The sequence below is a fragment of the Sorangium sp. So ce145 genome (assembly GCF_051525985.1).
GTDB lineage: Bacteria > Myxococcota_A > Polyangia > Polyangiales > Polyangiaceae > Sorangium > Sorangium cellulosum_B.
Genome location: NZ_CP150315.1, coordinates 10,799,874 through 10,824,281, shown reverse-complemented (window position 1 = coordinate 10,824,281; position 24,408 = coordinate 10,799,874). Strand labels below are relative to the sequence as shown.

16 protein-coding genes and 1 tRNA gene are annotated in these 24,408 nt (G+C 73.1%); 5 read left to right on the top strand and 12 right to left on the bottom strand.

Features of this window, described 5'->3' with window-relative positions; translation table 11 throughout:
* The first annotated feature begins 101 nt into the window (after positions 1-101).
* The gene (locus WMF34_RS40150) at positions 102-761 is read left to right on the top strand and encodes a tetratricopeptide repeat protein (RefSeq protein WP_437991116.1); all 660 of its coding nucleotides are present in this window, start codon (positions 102-104) and stop codon (positions 759-761) included.
* Between the two features lie 36 nt (positions 762-797).
* On the opposite strand, the gene WMF34_RS40145 is transcribed toward WMF34_RS40150, so the two are convergent.
* The 5 genes from WMF34_RS40145 to WMF34_RS40125 form a co-directional block, all read right to left on the bottom strand.
* On the bottom strand, positions 798-1,709 hold the full coding sequence (locus WMF34_RS40145; protein ID WP_437991115.1) for a 3-hydroxyacyl-CoA dehydrogenase family protein: 912 nt from the start codon (positions 1,707-1,709) through the stop codon (positions 798-800).
* A gap of 5 nt (positions 1,710-1,714) precedes the next feature.
* Positions 1,715-2,230 carry a hypothetical protein gene (locus tag WMF34_RS40140; RefSeq protein ID WP_044966985.1) on the bottom strand — a complete coding sequence of 172 codons (516 nt, stop codon included), beginning with the start codon at positions 2,228-2,230 and terminating at the stop codon, positions 1,715-1,717.
* Positions 2,231-2,340: 110 nt separating this feature from the next.
* Complete coding sequence (locus WMF34_RS40135; protein WP_044966983.1) at positions 2,341-4,812, bottom strand: AAA family ATPase; 2,472 nt, start codon at positions 4,810-4,812, stop codon at positions 2,341-2,343.
* A gap of 229 nt (positions 4,813-5,041) precedes the next feature.
* Complete coding sequence (locus WMF34_RS40130; protein WP_437991114.1) at positions 5,042-9,781, bottom strand: VIT domain-containing protein; 4,740 nt, start codon at positions 9,779-9,781, stop codon at positions 5,042-5,044.
* Positions 9,782-9,786: 5 nt separating this feature from the next.
* Complete coding sequence (locus WMF34_RS40125; protein ID WP_437991113.1) at positions 9,787-10,365, bottom strand: RNA polymerase sigma factor; 579 nt, start codon at positions 10,363-10,365, stop codon at positions 9,787-9,789.
* A 254-nt stretch (positions 10,366-10,619) separates the two neighbouring features.
* Between WMF34_RS40125 and WMF34_RS40120 the strand changes: the two genes are divergently transcribed.
* Both WMF34_RS40120 and WMF34_RS40115 read left to right on the top strand, forming a co-directional pair.
* Positions 10,620-11,828: a S1C family serine protease gene (locus WMF34_RS40120; protein ID WP_437991112.1), complete on the top strand. Its 1,209-nt coding sequence runs from the start codon at positions 10,620-10,622 to the stop codon at positions 11,826-11,828.
* A gap of 173 nt (positions 11,829-12,001) precedes the next feature.
* On the top strand, positions 12,002-12,775 hold the full coding sequence (locus WMF34_RS40115) for a Stp1/IreP family PP2C-type Ser/Thr phosphatase (protein WP_012240508.1): 774 nt from the start codon (positions 12,002-12,004) through the stop codon (positions 12,773-12,775).
* Positions 12,776-12,909: 134 nt separating this feature from the next.
* Here the strand turns inward: WMF34_RS40115 and WMF34_RS40110 are convergent, their stop codons facing one another.
* The 6 genes from WMF34_RS40110 to WMF34_RS40085 all read right to left on the bottom strand — a co-directional run bounded on the left by WMF34_RS40110 (position 12,910) and on the right by WMF34_RS40085 (position 17,662).
* Entirely contained in the window at positions 12,910-13,353 is a 444-nt protein-coding gene (locus tag WMF34_RS40110) for a hypothetical protein (RefSeq protein WP_437991111.1), read from the bottom strand.
* A complete protein-coding gene (locus WMF34_RS40105; protein WP_437991110.1) occupies positions 13,350-14,072 on the bottom strand; it encodes a sigma-70 family RNA polymerase sigma factor in 723 nt (240 codons plus the stop codon). Before WMF34_RS40105 ends, WMF34_RS40110 begins: the two co-directional genes overlap by 4 nt.
* A 225-nt stretch (positions 14,073-14,297) precedes the next feature.
* A tRNA-Gln gene (locus WMF34_RS40100) sits at positions 14,298-14,371 on the bottom strand.
* A 39-nt stretch (positions 14,372-14,410) separates the two neighbouring features.
* Positions 14,411-15,736 carry a hypothetical protein gene (locus WMF34_RS40095; RefSeq protein ID WP_437991109.1) on the bottom strand — a complete coding sequence of 442 codons (1,326 nt, stop codon included), beginning with the start codon at positions 15,734-15,736 and terminating at the stop codon, positions 14,411-14,413.
* Between the two features lie 256 nt (positions 15,737-15,992).
* Positions 15,993-17,360: a hypothetical protein gene (locus WMF34_RS40090; protein ID WP_437991108.1), complete on the bottom strand. Its 1,368-nt coding sequence runs from the start codon at positions 17,358-17,360 to the stop codon at positions 15,993-15,995.
* Positions 17,357-17,662 carry a hypothetical protein gene (locus WMF34_RS40085; protein ID WP_012240503.1) on the bottom strand — a complete coding sequence of 102 codons (306 nt, stop codon included), beginning with the start codon at positions 17,660-17,662 and terminating at the stop codon, positions 17,357-17,359. Before WMF34_RS40085 ends, WMF34_RS40090 begins: the two co-directional genes overlap by 4 nt.
* A gap of 861 nt (positions 17,663-18,523) precedes the next feature.
* Here WMF34_RS40085 and WMF34_RS40080 point away from each other — a divergent pair.
* Positions 18,524-19,942, top strand: coding sequence for a hypothetical protein (locus tag WMF34_RS40080; RefSeq protein WP_437991107.1), 1,419 nt, complete (start codon positions 18,524-18,526; stop codon positions 19,940-19,942).
* A 404-nt stretch (positions 19,943-20,346) separates the two neighbouring features.
* Here WMF34_RS40080 and WMF34_RS40075 read toward each other — a convergent pair whose 3' ends face one another.
* A complete protein-coding gene (locus tag WMF34_RS40075; protein WP_437991106.1) occupies positions 20,347-23,196 on the bottom strand; it encodes a hypothetical protein in 2,850 nt (949 codons plus the stop codon).
* 125 nt (positions 23,197-23,321) lie between these two features.
* On the opposite strand from WMF34_RS40075, the gene WMF34_RS40070 reads away from it, so the two are divergent.
* The gene (locus tag WMF34_RS40070) at positions 23,322-24,404 is read left to right on the top strand and encodes a PEGA domain-containing protein (protein ID WP_437991105.1); all 1,083 of its coding nucleotides are present in this window, start codon (positions 23,322-23,324) and stop codon (positions 24,402-24,404) included.
* The last annotated feature ends 4 nt before the right edge of the window (positions 24,405-24,408 follow it).

Sequence of the window (24,408 nt, the reverse complement as noted above, 5' to 3'; positions counted from 1 at the left end):
TGCCCCCAGAGCGGCGGCGACCGCCGCGCGGCGGCGACCGTCGTTGCCCTGTGCTGCAGCAACGTTCCCCTCCGGGCCGCGACTGCGGTACCTTGGCGGGCATGCAGGACCGCTCGCTCGCTGTCGTCGCATCGCTCGCTCTCGCTGTCGTCTTCTCCGCGGCGCCGGTCGCCGCCCAGCCGCCTGCGGGCACGGAGAAGCCGCAGGCGGCGGCCGCGCCCGACGCTGCTCCGTCGCAGCGCAAAGATCCCAACGGGCACACCGGCATCAGCCCCTACACGGAGCAGGTCCTGAAGGGCCAGGCGTCGTTCGTGGCGCGCGACATCCCCGGCGCGATCGCGGCGTTCCAGGATGCGATCAAGCTGGATTCCTCGAAGATGCTCGGCTTCTACCTGCTCGGCGAGGCGATGCTGGAGTCCGGCAACACGGCGGAGGCCGAGACGGCCTGGACCACGGCGATCGGCAAGAAGGGAACGGAGGAGCTCCACGCCAAGGTGCTCTTCTGCCTCGCCGATCTGCGCGAGCGTCAGAAGAACTGGCAGGCGGCGAAGGATGCGTGGGGGGCCTACAGCACGTTCCTGACGAGCAACCCCAAGGCGACCGGCTATCCGGCGACCGCGGCGGAGCGGCAGAAGCAGCTCGACCGGCGCATGAAGGACGAGAAGGACTACGCCGCGGTCAAGGAGCGCATCGTCCAGCGCGAGGCCGAGCGTCAGAAGGAAGCCGAAGAGAACGCCAAGAAGGACAAGCTGAACCGGTAGCGCGCCCTCGGCCGCGCGCGGCGCCCGCCGCGCTCCCTACCCGCGGCGCCAGCCGTCGCTGGGCTGTGCCCCCGCCTCCGTCCACCGGTAGAACCCTTCGCCCGTCTTCTTCCCGAGCTTCCCCGCCCGCACCATCTGCCGCAGGATCACCGGCGGCCGGAACTGCTCCCCCACCTCGCGGTGGAGGTGCTCCAGGATGGCGAGCCGCACGTCGAGCCCCACGAGGTCCGTCAGCTTGAGCGGCCCCATCGGGTGCCGGTACCCGAGCTCCATCGCCCGATCGATGTCGACGGCCGACGCCACCCCGGCCTCCAGCATCCGCATCGCCTCGGCGCCGAGCGCCACGCCGAGCCGGCTCGTCGCGAAGCCGGGCGTGTCGTTCACCACGATCGGCGTCTTGTCCAGGCGCCTCGCCACCGAGAGCGCCGCCGTCACCGTCGCCTCGTCGGTCTCGAGCCCCCGCACCACCTCGAGCAGCTCCATCACCGGCGGCGGGTTGAAGAAGTGCAGGCCGATCGTGCGCCCGCCCGCGCCGAGCCGGCGCCCGAGCTCGGTGACGCTCAGGCTCGACGTGTTCGTGCAGAGCAGCGCCCGCTCCGGCGCCGCCGCCTTCACCCGGCCGAGCACCTCGACCTTGAGATCCATCCGCTCGGGCACCGCCTCGATCACGAGATCGGCGTCCGCCGCCGCGCGCTCGAGATCCGGCGACGCCACGAGCATCCCGATCATCTCGCTGCGCGCCTCGTTGAGCATCTTGCCCTTCTGGACGAGGCGATCGGTCGCGCGCTTGGTGTCCTCGATCGCCGCGCCGATCCGCGCGGCGTCGACGTCGTAGAGGCGCGTCACGTAGCCGGCGACCGCCGTGACCTGCGCGATCCCCTGGCCCATCGTGCCCGCGCCGAGCACCAGCACCGTGCGCATGCGCGCCGCGGCGGGGTCCACCGCCATCTCGCTCACTTCGACGGAGCCGGGGCGCCGTCCTTCTGCCGCGCCTCCATGCGCTTGCGCACCAGATCCACCTCCTGCGGCGTCAGCTTGCGCAGGTTCGCCGGGCCCGGCGCGGCGGTGCCGGCCGCGCCGGCGCGCAGGGCCTCCGCGGCTGCCCCCGCCGCGGGCCCGGTCGGCGCCGCCGGGCGCGCGCCGGGCTGAGCCGCGGGGCGAGCCTCGGCGGTCGCCGGTCGGGCGCCAGCCGGGGCGGGGCGAGCGCCGGCCGCCGCCGGGCGAACCTCGGCCGCAGCCGGGCGCGCGCCCGCCGGCGCGGCCTGCCCCACGGCGCCGTCGTCGCCGCTGTGCAGCGCGAGAAACGTGACGCCAGCCACCACGAAGACCGCGAGCCCCAGCGCAGGGACCCAGTTCGGGGTGGGCGGCTCGTCCGCCGGCAGCGCGCGGGCGGGCTCCCCGTCGAAGCCATGGTGATCGCTCACGTCGTGCGCCGGGGCCGCGTGAGCCTCGTGATGGGCCGTGCTCATGCGCGGACAGTTGCCGCACTTCGAAAGCGGCGTCGAGGGGGTTCCACGCGCTTCCACGTACCGCCCCGACGTTCCACCCGCGCCCCGCCGGCCAGAACGGCCGGGCGCGCTCAGCCCGCGAGCCGCCGGTGGCTGTCGAGCGCCGCGCGCTGATCCTCGAGATCGTCGCCGTAGACGGCCTCGATCGCCTCCGCCGCGAGGCGGTGCTGCCGCTCCGCCGTCTCCTTCGGCTGCATCCCGTACGCGGCGTCGCGGATCAGCACCGTGCAGAACTCGAAGCGGTGCTCCCCCATCCGCGACCAGATCCGCTGCGCCTCGCCGAAGCGCAGGTGATCCACGAGCGCCGAGGCGTCCGGGATCATCCGGGCGAGCACGCGCGTGTCGAACTCGCGCCCCAGCACCGCGGCGGAGATCACCGTCTGCCGCGTCCGCGGCTCGAGCCGCTCGAGCCGCGCGACGAGCAGGCTGTTCACGGTCCGCGGCGGCATGAACCGGCTCGAGCGCGCGGCGTCGTGGGCCGACCCGTACCGCCCGTCCTCCAGCCAGTACGCGAGGATCTCCTGCGCGAAGAACGGGTTCCCCCCCGCGGTCTGGCCGAGCAGCGACCCGAGCATCGTGGGGAGCGGGCCGCCGAAGAACGGCTCCGCGAGCGTGAGCAGCCGCTCCGCCGGGAGCGGCGCGAGCTCGATCGCGTGCGACGGGATGCCGGCGTCGAGCGGGATGCGGGCGTCCACCCCCTCCCCCGACGACGCCGCCGGCCGCGCCGAGCAGATCACCGCCAGCGGCAGGTCCCTGCAGGCGGCCGTGATCGCGCGCACCGCGTCGAGCGAGGTCCGATCGGCCCACTGCGCGTCGTCGAGGTGCACCACCACCGGCTGCAGCGAGCTCTCCGCGACGAGCAGCGCCGCGAGCGCCCCGAGGACCTCGTCGCGCTCCTCGGCCTCGGCCCCCGCCTCCTGGCCGCGCAGCCTGAGCAGCCGCGCGAGCGCCTCGCGCGACCTGTCGATCCCGGCCCGCGCCTCGGTCCAGCTCTCGGGCAGCCGCTCCAGGAGCAGCTCCAGCGCCAGATCGAGCCCCGCCTGCTTGGCCCGCTGGCCGAGCTCCGACGAGATCCCGAGGTACTCCTTGAGCGCGAACTCGAACGCGTAGAGCGGGGTCCTCAGCGTCTGATCGCAGCGGGCCTCGATCCACAGGAGCGGGCGCATGTCCATGAGCTGCGCGCGCTGGTGGCGGTAGCTGTGCACGAGGTAGCTCTTGCCGATGCCCGCCTCGCCGAGGATGTACACGACGCCCGCGGAGCGCCCGGTGAACAGGGGCTCGAGCGCCTGCGTGAGCCGCCCGAGCTCGACCTCGCGGCCGATGGGGCCGAGGTCGTAGAACTCCTCCTGCACCGCGATGCGCCGCCGCTCGAGCGAGTAGACGAGGATCGGCAGATCGAACCCGTCGAACCGGAAGATGTTCTCCGTCGACCACTGGTGGCTCGCCTCGCCCGCGCGGAACGCCCGCTCGTCCGCCCAGATCGACGACGGCGCGGCCTTCCGCGCGATCTGCGCGGCGAGGTGGATGGCGCGGCCGACGCACGCGAACTCGCGGCGGCCCACGGCGCCGAAGAAGCCGACGAGGCAGCGCGCGCGGGTGACGCCCACCGCGAGCCGGGGCACGCCGAGGCCGTTGCTCTTCAGCTCGAGCGCGAAGTCGAGGGCGCGATCGTGGTCGCTCTCGTGCGCGACGGGCGCGCCGAAGTAGAACTGCGCGCCGAAGCCGCGCTCGGTCACGGTCATGCCGGCGAACGTCGCGCCGTACATCGCCGAGATCTCGTGCAGCTGCTGGAGGAGCTCCGTCGGGCTCTCCACCCGATCGAGCGAGACCGACACCGTCGTCACCTCGCGGATCTCGCCCTCCGGCGCGAGATCGCCCGCGCCCGGCGGCAGGAACGCCTCGACGTCCGCGTCCGTCGGGGCCGACGTGATCGTCAGCGAGGGGGGCCCGCTCAGGAGATCGGCCTCGTCGAGCTCGGCCACGCTCTCCCGCGCGCTCGCCGCGGGGAGCCGCTCGCGGAAGCTGCGATCGAGGTGGAGCTCGCTGTCGTCGACCCCGCGGTCGGTCGCCTGGCAGGCCTCCATCGCGGGGCCGTAGATCAGGAAGTACGCGCGATCCGGGGCGATGCGCACGATCGTCCAGTGGACCGTGCCCCAGGCGAGCCCGATCCTGAACGGCGTCTGCGCGCCTCCGGCGCCCAGCGTGCGCCGCGCCGCGAGCTCCAGGAGGCTGCGCCGCATCGCGAGCGCCGCGCTGCGGGCGTGCCGGGTGACGTTGCGCCCTGGCCGATCGGGGAACAGCGCGGTGAACCCGCCGGCGGGCGACAGCGTCACGACGAACCCGCCCGACTGGTGCACGGCCTCGAACAGCGGATCGAAGAACGAGCGCAGCGCGTCCGGATCGAGCGCCTGGCGCGCGATCATCTGCTCGGCGAGCTCCACGATCGCCGGCAGCGAGACGTGCAGGACAGCCGCGTCGATCGCTCCCGCGTATTGCCCTTCGGCGTCCTGTTCGAGGATGAAGTCCGGGACGAGCGGATTCATGTCGAAACTGTATCGGGTATCTCCGCCCGACACGAGCGCGGCGGGAGGGCCGCTCGATCCCCGGGCGAGCGCGCCCGGGGGGCGATGAAGCGGTTGTTACGGAAGCGCGCTGCGAGGGTCGTTCAGGACATGTGAAGGGAGGGGTGCGCAAGAGAGAGCCGCCGCGCGTGGGCGGAGGTCGTTCCCGTCGGGTTCGTCTTCGTCCGTTCCTTCGGTTTCGTCAGTTTCCTCAGAACCGCGGGGCCGCCGGGCCGTCGACCGGCACCAGGCGGGAGGTGAAGAAGACGCGCACCGTGCCGAGCTCGAGGCGCGCGCCGTCGAGCGTGAAGGGCACCTTGCGGGTCTCTCCCGCGAGGCGCAGGGTCAGCTCGCCGCGGATCGGGCCCGGCGCGCTGGCCCCGGGGCTCGCGGCGCCGGCGCCCTCCTCGGCCGACGCGCGCGCGATCTCGACGACGTAGCTCCCCTTGGGGAGGCTCCGCAGCGCGAGGGACTCCGAGCGCGTGCTCGTCGCGTCGCGCGAGCGCACACCCACCGACGGGAGGGTCGCGCCCATCCACGAGACGCGCCGCCCCTGCGCGTCGATGAGGGAGAGGTCGAGGTCGGCCCCGCCGGTCCATTCGGCGCTGAGCCGCACGTCGCCGGGCAGGTCGGCGGCCGGCGCCGGGTCCGGCTGCGCGAGCCGCCGGTCGATCTCCGCGCGGATCGCGGAGGTCGCGTCGAGGCGGAGCTGGCTCGCGAGCTCGCTCATGCCGCCCTCGCCGGCGCACCGGATCGCGGCGGCGACGAGCTTCGCGTCGGCGGGCGCGAGGTCGGCGAGCGCCACCCGGTGCTGGCACGCGAACGCGGGCCGCCCCGCGGCGTCCCAGAGCTCGGCGAGCCGCGCCTGGGTGGCCCGGTCGCCCGGGCGCACGTCGGCGAGGCCGCCGAGGATGCGCGCGGCGCGATCGCGCTGGCCCTGCCGCGCCGCGAGGTCGGCGCGGGCGATGAGCGCGTCGGGATCGAGCGCGTCGCGCCCGCTCCAGCGCGCGGTCAGCTCCTGGGCCTCGCCGAGGCGGCCGGTCGTGGCGTAGAGCGCGTAGAGGCCCACCGTCCTGTCGCGGCTGTCCGGGGCCGCCGCGAGCGCCGCCTCGGCGGCCGCGGTCTTCGCGGCGCTCTCGGGCGCGAGCGTGTTCGTCGCGTCGAAGCTCACCTTGCGATCGAACACCCGGCGCATCGGGATCATCCGCCGCGGGCGCGGGCGCGACCACTCCTCGGCGGCGAAGAGGTCGTCGTCGCGCGATCTCCGGGCGCGCTCGTCCAGCGGGGGCGCCGGCTTCGGCTCCGCGGGCGCGGCGGCCGTCGGCGCCGGCGCCGGCGCCGGCATGTCGTCGAGCGAGCCCGAGAGGGGATCGAGCTTTGGGAGTCGTCGCTTGGCGGGCGACGCCGGGGGGGCGCCGGCCGACGTGCGAGACTCCGCCTTCGCGGCCGGCGCGGCGTCCGGCCAGCCGGAGCCGCCGCCGCCCCTGCCGCTGCCTGACAGGCCGAGGCCCGCCCCGAGCGCGTCGCCCTTCTCCTCGGCGCCCTCGTCCGCCGCGTTGCCGGGCTCCTCCCCCTCGGCGCTCGCGCTCACCCGCTCGGCCTGCTCCTCGCCCGTGAAGGCGGAGGTGATGCCGTCTCGATCGAGGCCGAACGCCTTGAACATCGCCTCGCTCTCCAGGACGAGCAGCGAGGTGAACCGGCTCGCCACCGAGAAGCGCCGCGACAGCTCGATGATGGCGGGCTTCTGCGCGTCGCCGCCCGTCTCCTCGAGCTCCGCGATCTTCGCCGCGGCGTAGAGGCGCGGGACGAAGGCGTTGCCCGCGCCGGTCGTGGCGACGATGTTGACGGGGTAGGTCTGCTCGAAGCGCTCGCCCGAGACGCGGCCGCGGAGGCGGATCGCGCCGCTCACGTCGGCCCCGGAGCTCATCCGCGCCACGACGAGCGCCTCGCCGCCGGCGCGGATCGGATCGAGCCGCGCCGGCGTGACCTGGGTCAGGCCGGGCGGGAGCTCGATCTCGGGATCGCGCAGCGCGAGGCCGTACGCCGCGCCGAGGACCGACTGCGCCGCGCTCGCGACCTTCTGGCCGGGCACGTAGGGGACCATCACCCCGCCGCCGCCCCGCGCGAGCGCCCTGAGCGACGTGGTGTCCGCGTCGCTCCCGAGCGCGACCGCGACCACCGCGGCGGCGCCGTCCGCGGGGACCGCGCCGCGCACCGCGGCCTCGATGTGGGCGGGGCGCGTCGGGCCGACCGAGGGCGTGCCGTCGCCGAGGTAGATGATCCGGAGCTCCTTGCCGTCGAGCGGGCCGGCGGCCGCGCGCGCCGCGATCATCGCCGCGGCGAGATCGCTGCCGCCGTCGGGCTCGATGCCGCCGAGGAAGCGCTCGACCTCGCCCGCCGAGGCGGCGCCGGGGGCCATGGGGCGCGCGGCGCCGCCCTGGCCGGCGTCGCCGAGCGAGCGGCAGAGGGTGTCGCACGCGAGCACGACGACCTCGTCGCGCCGGTCCATCTCGCGGACGAGCGACGAGGCGAGCCGCGTCGCGCGGGCGAACCGCTCGCCGACCATGGATCGGCTCGAGTCGACGACGATCGCGTGGCGCCGCGAGGTCGACTCCTGCCACCGGGGGAGCCGGGGCCGGATCGCGATCGCGACGTAGGGCGACGTGTCGCTCGCGATGGCCTGCGCCGCGGCGAGGGAGGCCTCGTGCTCCGCGCCGTCGCGCTTCGACGTGCCGGCCGCGCCGCGCCGCGCCTGGGACGTCGCGGGCGGCGTGGCCGGCGCCGGGGCGGGGGGCATCCGGTAGGCCCAGGCGGTGACGGGCCGGTCGCGATCGGGGAGCGCGTACTCGACCGTGAGGTCGCCGGCCGGCGTGAACCCGCGGGCCTCCAGCGTGCGTCGGTCGGCCGCGCCGTCCGCGGGCGCGGCGGCGAGATCGTAGCCGCGCGTCGCGACGCCGAACTCCCGGTCGTGGCCGAGCACCTGCACGTCGAGCGAGAAGTCGCCGATGTTCGTCGTGCCGCTCTGGTCGTGCGCGAGCGGGTAGGTGAAGCGCCGGACGCCGCCGGCCTGCTCGACGAGCTGCGTGTAGGTGAGCACGACGCGCCGCGCGCCGCGCTTCGGGATGGGGAAGATGCGCAGCTCGAACCGGCCGCCCCGCTGCCACTCGAGCAGCGCGGGGTCGCGCCACGGGCCCGGGACCCAGATGATCTCCTCGCGCGGCTTGGGCGCCTTGGGGGCGGCGTTCTGGAGGACGCCGCGCCAGATCGCGGCCCCGCGATCGCGATCGACGAACGCGCCCTCGATGAGCTTGCCGTCCACCTCGAGCGCGAGCCGCTCGATCTGCGCGCCCGGCGGGAGCGGGAACCTGAAGATGCCCTCGAGCTCCTCGTCGGTGTCGTTGGCGAAGGTCTCGTCGATCTCGGTCCTGGCGACGACGTCGACGATCCGCACCTTGACGGCGTGCCTGGCGAGCCGGACGGCCCGCTCTTTCTCCTGCGTCGCGCCCGGCTTGCGCGCCCTGAGCTCGCCGAGGCCGCGGAGCGCCGGGGCGTCGGCCTCCTCGGCGGAGCGGTCGCTCCACTCGAGCGTGTCGGCGAGCGACGTCGCGCTCGCGACCTCGGGCGCGGCGCCCTTCGCGAGCGTCGCCTCCTCGCCGGCGCGCACCTCGACGGGCTCGCCGCGCTCGCCGGTGACGCGCACGGCGCCGCGGGCCACCTCGACCGAGGCGCGCGCGGCGCTCGCGGTGATCGCGAGCTTGGTCCCGAGCACCTCGATCTGGCCGTGCGGCACCTCGATGCGCGCGGGCGGCGCGCCGGGGGCCGGGGTGACGTCGAGGACGACGGCGCCCTCGTCGACGCGCGCGCGGCGGCCGTCGCCGGCGATCCACACGCGGGAGCCGCGGTCGATGGCGAGCGCGGAGCCGTCCGCGAGCGACAGGTGGGCGCGCGTCCGCGCGTCGGTGCGCAGGGTCGCGCCCTCCGGGAGCGGGGCGCCCGCGGCGAGCGGCGCGCAGGCGCCCGCGGCGTCGCACGCCTCGAGGCCGCCCGATCTGTCGGCCGACGCGCGCGACACCGAGGCGACCTTGCCGGACCATGGCGCCCCGGCCGCGGCGGCGACGGACGCCGCCGTCGTTTCGCCGCCGCGCCGCAGGGCGACGCCGGCCGCTACCGCCGCCGCCGCGGCCAGGGCGGCGGCGGCGAAGGCCGAGCGCCGCCCGAAGGCCGTGCGGCGCGCTGCCGGCGCGGTTCGCTCCGGCATCGTGGAGCGCGGTCCGCCCGTGCGCGCCTCGGCCGCGCCGGATCGCGCTCCGGAGGTGTCGGAACGCGGCCTGGGGGTAGGGGAGCGCTCTTCGGTGGTGCCGGATCGGACGTCGGCCGTGTCGGATCGGGCTTCAGCGGTGTCGGATCGCCGCTCGGCGATGTCGGATCGGGCTTCAGCGGTGTCGGATCGCCGCTCGGCGATGTCCGATCGCCCTTCGGCGGTGTCCGATCGCCCTTCAGCGGTGTCCGATCGCCCTTCGGTGATGTCCGATCGCCCTTCAGCGGTGTCCGATCGCCCTTCGGCGATGTCCGATCGCCCTTCGGCGGTGTCCGATCGCCCTTCGGCGGTGTCCGATCGCCCCTCGGTCACGCCGGATCCCGCGCCAGCGGCGTCGTGTTGCTCCTCGGCCGCCACCTTCAGGACCGCGCCGCTCGTCGCGCCGTCCGAGGGGCGCGCCGCCTCGATCCGCCGGAGCAGCGCGTCCGCGAATCCGTCTGCCGGCCGGAAGTCCGCGCCGGCCGCCGCGGCGACCTCCGCGGCGCGCGCCGCGTCGTGGCGGAGATCGCGGCACGCGTCGCAGCCGGCGATGTGCTCGTACAGCGCCGGCCGCGCCGTCCCGTCGAGCACCTCCGCGAGCTGCTCCTCGACCTCGCCGCAAAGCCCAACCGAACCCGTCTCTGTCGCGCCCATCGCCCTCACTCCTCGCCCAGCTCGGCCCTGAGCCGCGAAAGCGCGCGGCTCACCCGCTTCCGCGCCGCCGCCTCGTCGATCCCGCACGCGATGGCCACCTCCTTGAAGGAGAGGCCCGCCTCGAAGCGCAGCACCACCGCCTCGCGCTCGCTCGGCTTGAGCCGCGAGAGCGCGGCGCGGGCGCGCTCGGCCCGTTCGCGCTCCGCGGCGAGCTCGCTCGCGTCGGGCCGCGGCCGGGTGTCGTGGACGAGGCGCAGCCGCGCCTCGCGCCGCGCCCTGAGCTCGGTGTGCCGCCCGCAGAGGCGCCGCGCGATCCCGAAGAGCCAGGCCCGCACGCTCCCCTCGGCGCGGTACTGCGGGAACGCATCGAACGCCGCGAGCAGCGTCTCCTGCACCAGCTCCTCGCTCTCGGCCTGCGACCCCGTGAACGCCATGCACAGCCGGCCCAGCGGCATGGCGTAGGCCTTCGCACACCGCGCCAGCGCTTCCCGGAAGTCGCCTGTCCCGATCAGCCCCTCGATCGCGCGCGCCTCGTCGGCCCGCGCGTCGCCCTCCGACCCAACGAGCGCTAATCCAGCTGCCATCGCTGCCTCATCGCCGGCCATGTGTCCCCGTCCCCCGAGTTCGTGACCGGATTTTTTTCGACCCCCGCCCCCGGCGGACTCCGGTGCCCGATCCCACGGTACAGCGCGGTCCGGCCTTTGCCTTTTGCAATGCGATCTCCGCCGCAGCAGAATCGGCCGTCGCCTCAGGAGCCGCGCTTATGAACGAGACAAGCCCGCCTGGTGTCACACACGCCGCCGCGCCCCGCGGCGCGGCGCCGAGCGATCCCGTTGACATGTCGCGTGTGAAGCGATGGAGACGGTCGCTGGCGCTCGCCGCTGCCGTGTCCGCCGCCGCAGCGCTCGCCGCCCCCGCGGCGCTCGCGCAGGGCGCGCCGGGCGAGGCGCAGGCTCGGGGGGAGGGTGACGCCCCGCCGTCCGGCAAGCGGGTGGTGCTCCCGACCCGGGCCAGCGGGGGCGGGAAGGAGAAGAAGGCGGCCGCCGCCGAGCCGAAGGGGGGCCCGGCCGAGAAGGACAAGGCGGAGCCGCCGGTCGAGGAGCGCGCCGCGCGCGGCGTGGTGGTCATCGAGCGCGGCGGGCAGGTCCTCGGCCTCGGCGCGGCGCTCGCCGGCGATGGGCGCATCCTGACGGCGCTCTCGCCGCTCGGCGCGGGCAACGACCTCACGGCGCGCCTCGCCGACGGGACCACCGTGCGGGTGAAGCTCGGCCACCACGACCGCGTGTGGGATCTCGCGCTGCTCGTGCCGCAGACCGGCAAGTGGGCCGAGGGGCTCACCGCCTCGTCGCGCGATCCGGTGCGGCCGGACGCGCAGATCCGCTCGTTCTCGGCGGCGCGCGGCAAGGTCGCGGCCACCGCGCTCGTGCTGCGATCGCACAAGACGCTGATCGGCGGCGACGACCGGCCGCTCGAGCGCGCGATCGAGCTCGGGTCGCGCGTCTCGCCGCTCGATCTGGGCGCGCCCATCATCGACGAGGACGGCCGCGTGGTCGCGATCCTGGGCCGCGGCTGCGCCCCGAACGAGGGCAAGCCCTGCACGCCCGTCGCGTTCGGCGTGCCGATCAGCGCGGTCAGGGCGTTCCTTCGCGCGGTGCCGAAGGATGCCGTGCCGCCCGCGGCGTGGCTCGGGATCCAGGGGGTCAGCGAGGTGGCGCCGGTCGCGAAGGGGGTCCGGGTCACCGTGGTGCACCCCGAGAGCCCTGCGGACGAGGCCCGCTTGACGGGCGGCGATCGCGCGGAGAGCGACATGATCCTCGCCGTCGACGGCGTGCCCGTCACGAGCCCCGAGGCGCTCTCCGACGCCATCCGGACGCATGCGGTCGGCGAGAAGGTCCCGCTCACCTTGCTGAGCCGCGGGAAGTACCGGCAGGTCACGGTCGTGCTCCGCGCCGCGCCGGATCCGTCGGCCGCCGTGGCGAGGCGGCCGGAGGCCGAGCTCCCGCCGCCGAGCTCGAGCGGCAAGGCGACCGAGGAGTACCGCAAGTAAGCAAAAAATGATGCGGGGCCGCGCGCGGATTCTATAAGCTCGGCGCTCGGGCCCGATCCGGTTGACACTCCGTCAACCGAACCTCCAGGATCGGGCTCGAGCGGCTCGGACGGGCGCGCTCGCGGTTCTCATTCAACCCCGCGCCTCGCGCGGGGCCATCGATCGGGTGATCCGTGTCCCAAACGTTTCGAATCGAAGTGGCCGGCGAGACGAACGTCGGGCGCAAGCGCAACCACAACGAGGACAACTTCGGCATCATGGTGGAGTACGGCCTCTTCATGGTCGCCGATGGAATGGGGGGGCATGCGTCGGGCGAGGTCGCGTCGAAGATGGCGGTCGACGCGATGCAGGACTTCTTCGCCCAGACGCAGGACGACCCGGAGCGGACCTGGCCCTACAAGATGGACCGGTCCAAGGGCTACGAAGAGAACCGGCTGATCACGGGGATCAAGCTCGCCAACCTGCGGATCTACGAGACCGCGCAGCGCGAGGCGAAGAAGCGGGGAATGGGGACGACGTTCGTCGGCATCTTCACGGCGAACGACGGCGTCTACGTCGCCCACGTCGGCGACAGCCGGGTCTACCGCTTCCGCGAGGGCCGGCTCGAGATGCTCACCGAGGACCACTCGCTCCTCAACGACTACATCAAGATGAAGCGGCTCACGCCCGAGGAGATCGCGAACTTCCCGCACAAGAACGTGATCGTGCGCGCGCTCGGGATGAAGGACACGGTCAAGGTCGACACCCGCTTCGAGGTGCCGCAGCTGAACGACACGTACGTCCTCTGCTCGGACGGGCTCTCCGGGCCGGTGAGCGATCTGGAGATGACGCAGATCCTGACGGAGCATCAGGACATCCAGGTCGCGACCGCCAAGATGATCGAGCGCGCGAACGAGAACGGCGGCCCCGACAACGTGACCTGCGTCCTCGTTCGCTGGACCCAGTGAGCAGCGGTCACCCGCTTCGGATACGGGCCCACCTCGACGTTTTCGGTGCTCAGCGTGCTGGAGCACGCTTCCGCGCCGAAAACGCCGATCTGGGCCCGTCTCCTGTGCGGGTGACCGCCGCTCGGCGACGGTGATCAGGGCAGGGCGCCGCCGCTCCAGGGGATCAGGACCAGGAAGACGAAGGCGATGAGGGCGAGCATGAAGAGGCTCGTCATCAGGTAGGTCGAGCGCGGCGAACGCGCGGTGCTCCAGCCGTCGCCGTAGAACTTCCCCCGCGAGCGCACCCGGATCCGGCGCTGCACTCCGCGCAGAAGGCTCGGCGGCGCCGCGGGCGGCGGACGCATCGCCCCTCGGACCAGCTCGCGCAGATCCAGCTCGTCGACGAGCGGCAAGTCGCCGTCCTCGGGCAGATCGCCGTCCTCGGGCAGGTCGCCGTCCTCGGGCAGGTCGCTCAGGGGCGCGGCGGCGGCGGGCGGGCGCTCCACGGGGGGAGCCGAAGGACGGCCGCCGCTCTCCGCGCCCGAAGCGGCCGGCTCCTCGGCTCGCCCCGTGCGCTTCGGGTCGTCCGCTCCGCTCATTTCCCGCCTCTCACCTTCTCGCCCATCATCTTCTCGACCAGCGCGCGGAGCTGGCCGCGCGCGCGATGGATCCGGCTCTTCACCGTCCCGTCCGGCAAACCCGTGACCGAGGCGATCTCTTCGTACGACATGTCCTCCACGTCGCGAAGGATGAGCGCCTCCCGGAACTCGGGATCGAGCTGCCCGATGGCGCGCTTCACGACCGCCTCGAGCTGCATCCCCTCCACCAGCTCGTCAGGGCGGCTCACGTCGCCGACGCTCACGCCCTTGGCCGCGGACAGCGGCACCCGCTCGGCCATGGCGTCGACGTCGTCCTGGGCGCCAGCATGCCGCCGCGAGAGGTACTTCGTCCGGTTTTTGCAGAGATTCACGGCGATCCGATAGATCCACGTCGAGAGCTTCGATTCGCCGCGGAACTGATCGATCGCCTTGAAGACCTGCACGAAGACTTCCTGGGACACGTCCTCGGCCTCGTCACGCCGGCCGAGCATGCGGTAGACGAGCGCGAACACGCGGCGCTCGTACATGATCACGAGCTCGTTGAACGCGCTCTCGTCACGCGCGACGAGCCGCGCGATGAACTGCGCCTCGCCCGCCTCGAGCGGCGCCGCCGACGCGCGCCCGAGCTCCGCGCCCGCAGCGGACGGAGAGCCGCCTTCGCGGTCCGTATCTACATGGGTAGGGGCTCCGCGTCCGCGGGCCCCTTCATCGCTCGACACGCCGTCCGGTCCTCCAGGAGCCAGGGGCTCGCGCACGCCGCGCGGCAGGCGCAGAGCCCTCGGTGAGACCACGGTAAACAACCCCGGCTCGACCGCGCCAGACAATAGCGAGCAGGTGACGGCGCAGGACGCACCCGCGAGGCGGTGCGACCTCACCCGAGGCGCTCTCGCCCACTCGATGAAGATCGGCCGCCATGACCCCCCTCAGAGGGCGCGGGGGCTCGATGGTTCCGGCGCGTGGATTCGAACCACGATTAGGGGATTCAAAGTCCCCCGTCCTGCCCTTGAACGACGCCGGAGTGCTGCGGGACGGAGCCGACCGCCGCGCGGCGCGCACCTTAGCGCGAGTCGCGCAGGATGGCACCCGTCCCGAGCCATGAGTCGGCCCTGCGGGCCGGATAGCTGATGCCGCGCGTGGCGTCCGCCTCGGATCGGCCTCGCCTCAGGCGGAACTGCCCGCGCTCGCGGCGACCCGCCGGCGCCGGCTTCGCGCCGGACGCCGAGGCCTTCTCCGCCCGGTGGAGCGGCAGCGCGGGCGCGCCGGTGTCCTCGCCCGGGGTCGCGGCCGCTTCCTCGCGCGCCAACGTCGCGTCGGCCGTCGCGCCGTCGCGCGCCGGGGCCGCTTCGGCCGTCGCGCCGTCGCGCGCCGGGGTCGCCACGGCCGCGCCGTCGCGCGCCGGGGCCGCCACGGCAAGCGCCGCAGCGCCGGCGCTCGCGGCGAGGTCCGGGGCAGGTACGGCGACCTGCGCGGCGGCGGTCGCGACGCCCTGGGCCACGCCGAGGTGCGCAGCCTGCGCGGCCGCAGGCCTCGCAGGCGAGGCCCCAGGGGCGACCACGCTCAGCACCGAAAGGCCCAGCACGAGCACGAGCGCCGCGCTGCCCGCGGCCGCTCCGGCGGCGCCGCGAGAGACGCGGGCGCGCCGTGCGAGCCGCGACCAGGCGCCCGACACACGCCCGCGCGGCGTCGGATCCGCGTCGCGCGCGCCACGCGCCGGCCCGAGCCCGGGTTTCGCGGCGCCGGGCCTCGGCGCCACGGCGCTCGGGAGCGTGTCGGGCGGGGACGAGGGGGCCGCGGGGAAACAGGACGGAATATCAAGAGAAATCGGCTGCGAGGGGCTGTCCCGCCGCAGCACGGCCTCGGCCAGCGGGAACCGGCCGAGGGTGAAGGCCTCGGCGCGCTCGCCGCGCGCCTTCGCGGGGGCGTCCTGGTGGAAGCGGGGCGCGACGGAGCTGAGGTCGTCCGGCGTCAGCGCGAAGCTGAGCGGGCCGGTGGACTCGGGCGCCTCGCCCGCGGCGGAGAGGGCAGGCGCCTCGTCGCGCGGGGGCGGCTGGGAAATGGTCCAGCCGAGCGCCTTCACGTCGCCGGCAGGCGTCCAGCACTCGAGGCCCTCGCGCCAGACGCGCGTGCTGTGGGGGAGCTCCCCGAGCTCCAGCGCGCGCCAGAGCGTGACCGTGCTCATCGCCTCCAGAAAGTCGCCGCGGTCGATGCACCAGGGCTTCGACTCCGCCGGTGCCTCCTCCGCGCCGCCGGCGTGCGACGTGAACGGCATCGTGGGGGCGCTGCAGAGGCTGCTCAGTTGCCCCTGCCCGCGCCCCTCCGCGCCGCCCGACGCCGGCACGCCGTCGCCAAGCCCCTCCACCTTGTACGCTGCGCTCGGGCCCATCGCTGTCTCCCTAGCGAGCCGCGGCGGCCCACCCGATGCTGCTTCCGGGTGCACCTCCGCTGCTCTCGTGCGTCGGTAGCGGATGCTGGCGCAGTGGGCCAAGAAAGGTGCCGGGCGGGGCAGGCGCCCAGGCCGAGGGCGCTGCGTCCGGCGGCAGGGCTCGCGGGGGCGGAGGCGTGGCGGCCGTGCGCGGGGAGATGGCGCCGCAACGCGGGAGAATGGCGCGGCGGCCGCGAGGGCGCGTCGCGGCCCTGCGTCAGAGGTCGGTGTAGTTGTCGGCGAACATCGCGCGCTGGCCGAGGAAGGCGATCTCGATCGTGCCGCTGACGTCCGTGCCTCCGGTCGAGCTACGGATCACGTTGAGCGCTGGCATCAGCCGGATGAGCCCGCGGTACTCCGTCCCCACCGGCGCGCGCGCCAGCGTCACGTGGACCGGGGCGCGCAGGCTGAGGCGGACATCGGCGGGCGCCTCGTCGTTGAGCGCGACCGCCACCCTCGCGCCGAGCGCCGCGCGGAACGTGGCGTTCGCCACCTTGTCGACGAGCCCGGCGTGCGCCGCGATCGTGAGCTCCTGGCTCTGCATCGGCGCGCCGAGCACCTCCTGCCTGCAGCGCGTGGCAGGGGCGAAGGTGGGGGACTGGGTGACCGGATCCACGCCGTGGACGACGTCGCCCGCGGGCTCGCACCACTCGAGCGTGTCCGCCGACGCGGTCCAGCGCGAGTCGAACTTGATCTGCCCTTCGAGCGTGGGCGCGAGCTTCTTCCCGCCCTCGCCGACGTAGACCGCCGCCGCGCCGACGCTCCAGGGGACGGCGGTGAGCTCGAGCGGCGCGTAGGTCGGCGGCAGGCTCTTGTCGCGCCGCTCGGGGCCCGGACCCAGGTAGCTGAACCGGGTGCGGCCGACCGCGCCGCCGACGTAGAGGATCAGCGGGGGAAAGGCCGAGCTGCCCTCGCCCTCGAAGTCGAGCCGCGCGAACGAGGCGGACAGGCGCAGGGTGCCGGTGGGCGTCTGGGCCGCGTCGTCGGTGCCGGAGGAGCCGATCAGCGTGGCCAGCCCGTCCTCGGCCGCCACCTCGGCCTCGATCACGGCGCTCACATCCCACGCCGTCGGATCCGTCACCTCGCCGAACCCGGCCAGCACGCCGAAGCCGACCCGCGCGAGCGCCGCGCCCCCGGAGCTGCCCGTGACGCCGACCGGAACGAGGTAGACGAGCTGGCGGCCCGTGGCGGCCGGCGCGATGGCCGCGCCCCCGGCAGGCGCGAGCGGCGCGATGGGGGCGCTCGCCGCCGCCGCGGCGACCGGCGCAACGGCGCGGCCCGGCTGCGCGGGTGCCACGGCCGCGCCGGCGCCTGGCACCGGCGTGGCGGGGGCACTCGGCGCGGCGGGGGCACTCGGCGCGGTGGCGGCGCCGGGCGCAGCGGCAGGGGGCGCGGCGGCGGGCGGGATGGGCGCAGTGGCGGCGCCGGGCGCAGTGGCGGCCGGCCGGACGGGCGCGGCGGGCGGAGCGCCCGGCGGCACAGGAGCCGACGGCTGCCCCGCGCCCTGGGCGAGCGCGGGCGCGGGCGCGGCCAGCGCGAGCGAGAGCAGCGCGGCGGCGCGCCGGAGCAGGAGAGCGCCCCTCACGGCGCCACCGTGAACCGGAACGTGAGGCCGTCGGCGCCGCTCGCCGTGTCGTATTCCGCGCGGGTGCTCTGGTTCGTCTTGGGATCGAAGGCGAAGAGCTGGAACTTGCCGCTGCCGTTCCGGATCCTGAAGCGGAAAACGTAGTTGCCGGGCTCGAGATCGAATTCCGGGAATACCGTGTTGCGGATCGAGAACGGCTTCACTCCCTCCGGATCTGCGGCGGGCGCAGGGGCCTCGAACAGGAAGCCGACGGCGCTCAGATGGTATTCATCGCTGTGCAGCTTGAGCTTGATCCTCTTCATAGGCGTGGGCGATCCTCTCACACGCGCGCGGCACGGTACAGCCGGCTGTAGGGCGGGCGACACGGCGGGGTCGGGTTCGCCCGACCGTCGAGTCGACCGGCCTCCGAGGCGGCGAGAGACGGGTGCGGGGCACGGAAGAGGGGCGCGCCCTCTCCCAAGGGGGAGGTGAGCGCTTGCGGAAGGGGCGAGGGGGGCGGCTTAGCACTACTGTGTCACGCGCGCATGTAATCCATTGGAATCATTCGACTTCTTGACCTCGTGACGTAGCGGTAGATCCTGAACAAAATCGCGCATTTGCCCGATATGCGTGACGCAGTGGTGGTAGAGCGGGGAGACAATGGCTGGCGCGGGAAGACCGTCGTGATCGTCGAGCGACCGTGCTTGCCTGCCCGGGTCGCGGCGCCACGCGCGGGGCGGAGACCTCGCCTGCGGCGAGCTACAGCAGAGTCACTGCCGTACGGCAGAGCTCGCAGATACCGCTTCATCGCTTCGGGGCTGAATGCTGGTGCTACCCATGTTGCTCAGGCGGATGCACGTCTCCAGGCCATGCCGGAGGTCGCGAAGCGTGAGCAGCGGGCCGAGGTCCACGCCCAGCACCGCGAGGGCCTGAGCCACCGCGAGCGCAGGTAGGTCATTTCTGGTGAGCGCCGAAGGATGCCGGAGCGGTGATGGTTGCAACTGGGGCGTATGGGTGCGGAGCGTAGAGGGCGCTCGGGTATTCATGATAGATTTGGCTTCATGGTGATATCGGTCATCGGGCGGAGCAGTGGCGACGGGCGTGGGCGTTGGCACCGGCGGGGGCTGTCCGCGCGTTGGTTCCTCGCGGCGGCGCTGGTGACGGTCGCGTGCGATGGGAGGGTCGTGCGAGTGCTCGGCGAAGGGGAGCACGGTTCGTCTCCGAGCGCGGGCGCGGGCGAGGGCGGCGAGCAAGGAAGCGCTGGCGGCGGTCACGCCGCGGGAACAAGCGGCTCCAGCGAAGAGGTGGGCTCGACCGGCGCCAGTAGCTCGGGGGGCCCGGGTGCGGGAGGTGACGGCCCCGGCGTCGGTTTTCCTGCGGAGGACGGCCCCGGTTACAGCGTCGTGTTCCGCGGAGACGGCGAGTACGAGAGCCTCTATGCGGCGGCGCTCGACGCACAGGGGCGGCTCGTGGTCGGCGGCGGTGCGGATGGCACCCTCTCGTTGAATGGCGAGGACCACGCCGGCGCCGTGCTGCTGTGGCTCTCGCCGAGCGGCGAGCTCGTGCAGGCCAAGAGCTTCGGCAGCGCCGCTTACGAGACGCAGGTGAACGGGATTGCTCCGGTCGCCGACGGGTCGATCATCGCGGTCGGCACGTACCGCACGACGGTCGTCGTCCGCGACGAGATCTGGGTGCCCACGAACGAGAACTGGGGCCCCGACATGTTCGTGATGAAGGTCGCGGCGAACGGCGAGGTAATCTGGGCGCGACATTTCGGCGGTGCCGGGTACGACGGGGCGGAGAGCGCGGCCGTGGCGCCGAACGGCAACGTGTACGTCTCGGGTTATGTCAGCAGTGCGATCGACTTCGGAGGCGGCGTCCACGCCGCCGGTGAGGACACGGCCTTCTTACTGACGCTCGACGCCGACGGCGGTTATGTCGCCAGCCAGGTGTTCTCCCCGAGAGGTGACCTCGACGCTTGGCCCATGACGAACGCAACCGGAATGGCGCTCGGCAGGGATGGGACCGTTTGGCTCACGGGACACGCCGGTCTGTCGGAGGGCTCCGGCTCGTACTTGACGCAGGTGTCACCGACCGGACAGCTCTTGACCCGCAAACTTTTTGGTGATGATGGTTACACACTGGCAAGCGACATCAACGGCGTGAGGGGCGGCGGCGCCCTGATCGTCGGTAACATGAACGGGACGGCCGATTTCGGCGAAGGCCCGCGGAACGCGGGCGACTCCACGAAGCTCTTCGCGGCTCGCTTCGGCCCCGGCGGCGAGCCGCTGTGGAGCTCCCTCCTCGGCGACGCGGCCGACTACGACTATGACGCACGAGCCTCCGCCGTCGCGGCTGACGGTAGCGTGTTCATCACGGGCGGCGCTTTCCACGTTGCGGACAACCCGATGCTCGTCCGCTTCGCCGCCGACGGCACGCCGGACGAACCGGAGGTCTTCAACGCTATCGGACGCTTCTTCGCCGTCTGCACGGGAGGAGAGCACTCCGTCTACCTCGCCGGCAAGCTTGACGGTTCCAGCGACTTCGGCTTCGGACCCGTCCGCGGGCGGCGCGACTTCGTCGTGGTGCGGTTGGTCAGGTAGCTGGCGCCGACCGGTGGCGTTTAGAGCGGCGGTCACCCGCTTCGGATACAGGCCCATCTCGACGTTTTCGGTGCTCAGCGCACTGGAGTGCGCTTCCGCGCCGAAAACGTCGATCTGGACCCGTCTCCTGTGCGGGTGACCGCCGCTCTGCGACGCTCGTACGAGGGGCAGGTGGGAACCGCTCTAGAGTTCGGCGTAGTTCCTGTGAATTGAGGGAGGAGATGCCGCGCAGAAAAACCGCCTGACAGGCTTCTCGGCGTCGATCGCCGCGGCCATGCTCGCGCTGGCCGCATGTGGGCGTGTCGACGATTCCGCGGTCTTTGCTGAAAGCCTCCTCTGCTGTCGACGAGAGCGCGGAGGTCGGCTCGGTTTCGCCTGTCTCCGGCTGACTCGCCTCGAGGCGCTCAGCCGCCGCTGGCGCGCCGAACGGCGACGCCGACGCCGGCGGTGCTGTAGCAGCCGCTCACCATCCAGGAGATGGTGGTGTTGGAGCTGGCCACGAGATAGCCGGCCAGCGCGACCATGGTCGTCGGATCGGTCAGGCGCCGGTTCATGGTGGAGGTCGCCGCGGTGGGGCTGATGGTGGCGCCGGTGTTGGCGTTGCGCGCCGCCATCACCGTGTACACGAACGAGTTGGTCGCGCTGAAGTTGGTGCTGACCCCTCGGGACACCGTGCCGCTGCAGTCCGTCGCGTTGGTGTGGATGCCGGTCGTGGTGGCGCTCGCGAACGGGTTCGACTGGTGCACGGCCTTCAGCTCCACCACGTTGGCGAAGTACACGCCCCAGGTGTTCGAGCTCGCCATCTGCACCACCACGGGCTTGTTGCCGGTGGCGGCCGGAAGCTGGCTGTCCAGGAGGTAGTAGATGTGCGCGGCGGAGTTGTTGTCGGCCTGCCGCGTGTTGAAGAGCGTCATCGGCGTGCCGTCGTAGGTGACGCTCACCGGCACGAGCGAGTTCTCGGAGGCGACGATCCCGACAAGGACCATGCGATCGTTGTCCCGCGGTGTCTGCAGGGCGTGGCTCACGTTGATGGTGGGCGCCGAGTTCCCGATGGTGCTCAAGGTGCCGGTCGTGCCCGAGTTGACGACGACGATGTCCGGCGAGACGACGCAGTTGCCGTTCGAGCAGATGGACCTCGTCCCCGAGCACACGTGGCCGCAGTCGCCGCAGTTGCTGGCGGTGCCGAGCTGGGTCGTGCAGCCGCCGCTGGGGTCGCCGCAAGCCTTCCAGCCCGGGTCGCAGGTGGGCACGCAGGTGCCGGCCGTGCAGGCGGTGGCGCTCGCGTGCGCCTGGAGGCACTGGGTGTTGCAGGCGCCGCAGGCGTTGACGTCGCCGGAGACGTCCTTCTCGCAGCCGTTCATGCCGTTGCCGTCGCAGTTGCGCCACAGGCCGCTGCACACCGGGTTGCAGCCCGACGAGCTGCATTGATTGCTGGCGACGTGGGCGCTGGCCCCGCTCTGGCACACGAGGTTGCAGCCGAGGCAGTTGTTCTCGTCGTCCCACAGGTCGATGTTGCAGCCGTTCCTCGGTACCCCGCAGTCGTCGTACTGCGCGCTCGTGCACACCGGGTTGCAGGTGCCGTCGAGGCACAGGTTGCTGGTGGTGTGGATGATGTTGCACTGGGTGCCGCAGGCGCCGCAGTTCCCCTCGTCGGTCCTGACGTTGGCCTCGCAGCCGTCGGTCAGCGAGCTGTTGCAGTTGCCGTAGTCCGCCTTGCAGCCGGCGAAGGAGCACGCGCCGCCCTGGCAGGTCGCGGTGGCGTTCGCGTAGATCGTGTTGCAGTTGACGCCGCCGGCGGCCGCGCAGGCGCCGCAGTGGGTCTGGTTCGAGTTGACGTTCGTCTCGCAGCCGTTGTCCGGATTGCCGTCGCAGTCGCCCATCCCGCTGTTGCACGTCCGCACCTTGCAGTCGCCGCCCTCGCACTTGGGGGTGCCGCCGGCGATGGTGCAGGTCTCGCCGCAGGCGCCGCAGTGGCTGAGGCTCGTGTCCGTGCTCGTCTCGCAGCCGTTGTCGTAGCTGCCGTCGCAGTCGGCGAAGCCCGGCTCGCAGCTGCCGATGGCGCAGCCGGTGGCCGTGCACTTGCCGGTGCCGTTGGCGACCGTGCACAGGCCGCCGCACGTGCCGCAGTTCTCCGGATCGGCGGCCAGATTCACCTCGCAGCTGTCCTCGGGGTCGCCGTTGCAGTCGCCCCTGCCGGCCGGGCAAATCGTCTCGCCGCAAACGCCGTCGCGGCACCAGGGCCTGCCGCCCGCCTCGGGCACGCACTCGATGCCGCACCCGCCGCAGTGCAACACGTCACGGGTAGTCGCCCTCTCACACCCGTCGACGACCTGGTCGTTGCAGTCGGTGAAGCCCGCGTCGCACGCGATCTTGCACTCCGACGCCTCGCAATACGCGTCGCCGTTCGCGGCCGGGCACAGCTCGTCGCACCCGCCGCAGTGGCTCGAGTCCGTCGAGGTGTTCACCTCACAGCCGTTCTCGGGATCGCCGTCGCAGTCGGCGTAGGGTGCTTCGCACGCCTTGACCTTGCAGGCGCCGCCCTGGCACTCGGCGGTCGCGTTCGGCAACGCGCACTTCAGGCCGCAGCTGCCGCAGTTGTTCGTGTCGGTGCGGACGTTCACCTCGCATTCGCCCCCGGCCTGGCGATCGCAGTTGGCGTAGCCGTCCGAGCAGGTGGGGCCGCACACCCCGTCGATGCAATCGTCGCTGAGGCAGTCCGCGCTCGAGCGGCAGTTCTTGCCGTCCTGGCAGCCCCCGCAGTCGGCGCCGCAGTCCACGTCGCTCTCGGTGCCGTTGGGCACCCCGTCGGTGCAGGTCGCCGCGACGCATTGGCCCTCCTGGCACACGCCGCTCTCGCAGTCGCTGGCCCGGTTGCACTTCTGGCCGGTCGTGCACTTCTTGTCGCAGCTGCCGCCGCAATCGATGTCCGATTCCGAGCCGTCGCGGGCGTCGTTCATGCAACCCGCTTCCTGGCAGACGCCGTCGATGCACTCGCCCTCGGCGCAGTCGCGGCTCGCCGCGCAGCCGGAGCCGAGCGGGCAGGGGTCGCACTCGCCGCCGCAGTTCAGGCCCGTCTCGCCGTCGGACTGCACGTCGTCTGTACAGTGCGCCGGCGGGCCGGATACCGACGCGAACTCGAAGTCCGGCACGCTGCACGAAGCGGCGGCGGCGAAGATCCCCGCCGTCAGCGCGGCGGCCGAGAACGCGCGGAGCAGGGCGAAGCGACGCAGAAAGCCAAAGCTAGGGGTCGACATCCAGCGACAAAAGTACCATTCGCGAGCGGATTTCGCGGCCAGAAATCGAGAAGACGGCGTCAGGATCCGCGCGTTGGACCTCCGCCGGCGCGCGCGCACCTTCGACCACGACGCGGTGCGGCGTCGTGCGCGGCCGAAGCCCGCGCCGCCACGTCGACGTGCGCGGCCGAAGACCGCGCCGCCACGTCGACGCGCGCGGCGCCACGTTGACAGGAGCGGAGGCGTCAAGTCACCATGGCAAGCGCCGCATGAGGAATTTCCCGCGAATTTTCCGCGTCGCAGCGGTGCTGCTGCTGCTCGAGGCGCCCGCGCTCGCCGAGGACACCGACGCGCTCAAGCAAGCCCGCGCGCAGTTTCAGCAGGCGACCGAGCTCGAGCAAGCGGGCAACTGGGCCGCGGCCCTGCAGCGGTTCCGCGAGGTCGGCCAGGTGCGGATGACGCCTCAGGTGCGCTTCCACATCGCCGTGTGCGAGGAGAACCTGGGGCGGCTCGTGACCGCGCTCGGTGGCTACGAGCTGGCGCTCGCGGAGGCCGACACGGTGGGGCCCGATTTTCGGGCCGAGGTCGAGCAGTCGATCGGCCGGCTGCGCGCCCGGATCCCGAAGCTCGTCATCGTGCGCGGCAAAGGGGCGGCCTCCGCGGCCATTGCGCTCGACGGCGTCGCCCTCGGCGCGACGTCCATCGGCGTCGAGGTGCCGCTCGATCCCGGGCCTCACGCGCTCACCGCCAAGGCCCCCAATTACAAGCCGTTTCAGCAAACGGTGGAGCTGAAGGAGGAGGGGGTGGCGCGCGTCGAGGTGACGCTCGAAGCATTGCCGCAAGAGCTGCTGATCCAGGCGGGCGCCTTGCGGGAGAGGCCGCCGTCCAAGGTGGTGCCGTACGTGATCGGGGGCGTCGGCGCCGCGAGCCTGATCGGCTCCGGGGTGTTGTTCGGGCTCCGCCAGGGAGCGCTCAAGGATCTGGAAGACGCCTGCGGTGCGGACGGCAAGTCGTGCCCGCCCTCCATGCAGTCGCGCTACGACGACCTCAAATTCTATCACTACGGCGCGCAGGTGGCGCTGGGCGTCGGCGTCGTCGCGGTCGGCACCGCGACCGCGATCTTGCTTCTTCAGAACAGGAAGCCAAAGCAGCCCGAGAAAACCTCGCTCGAGCTCGTGCCCGTCGCGGGCGGATCCGAGATCGGCGCGAGTCTCTCAGGAACATTCTGAGGGA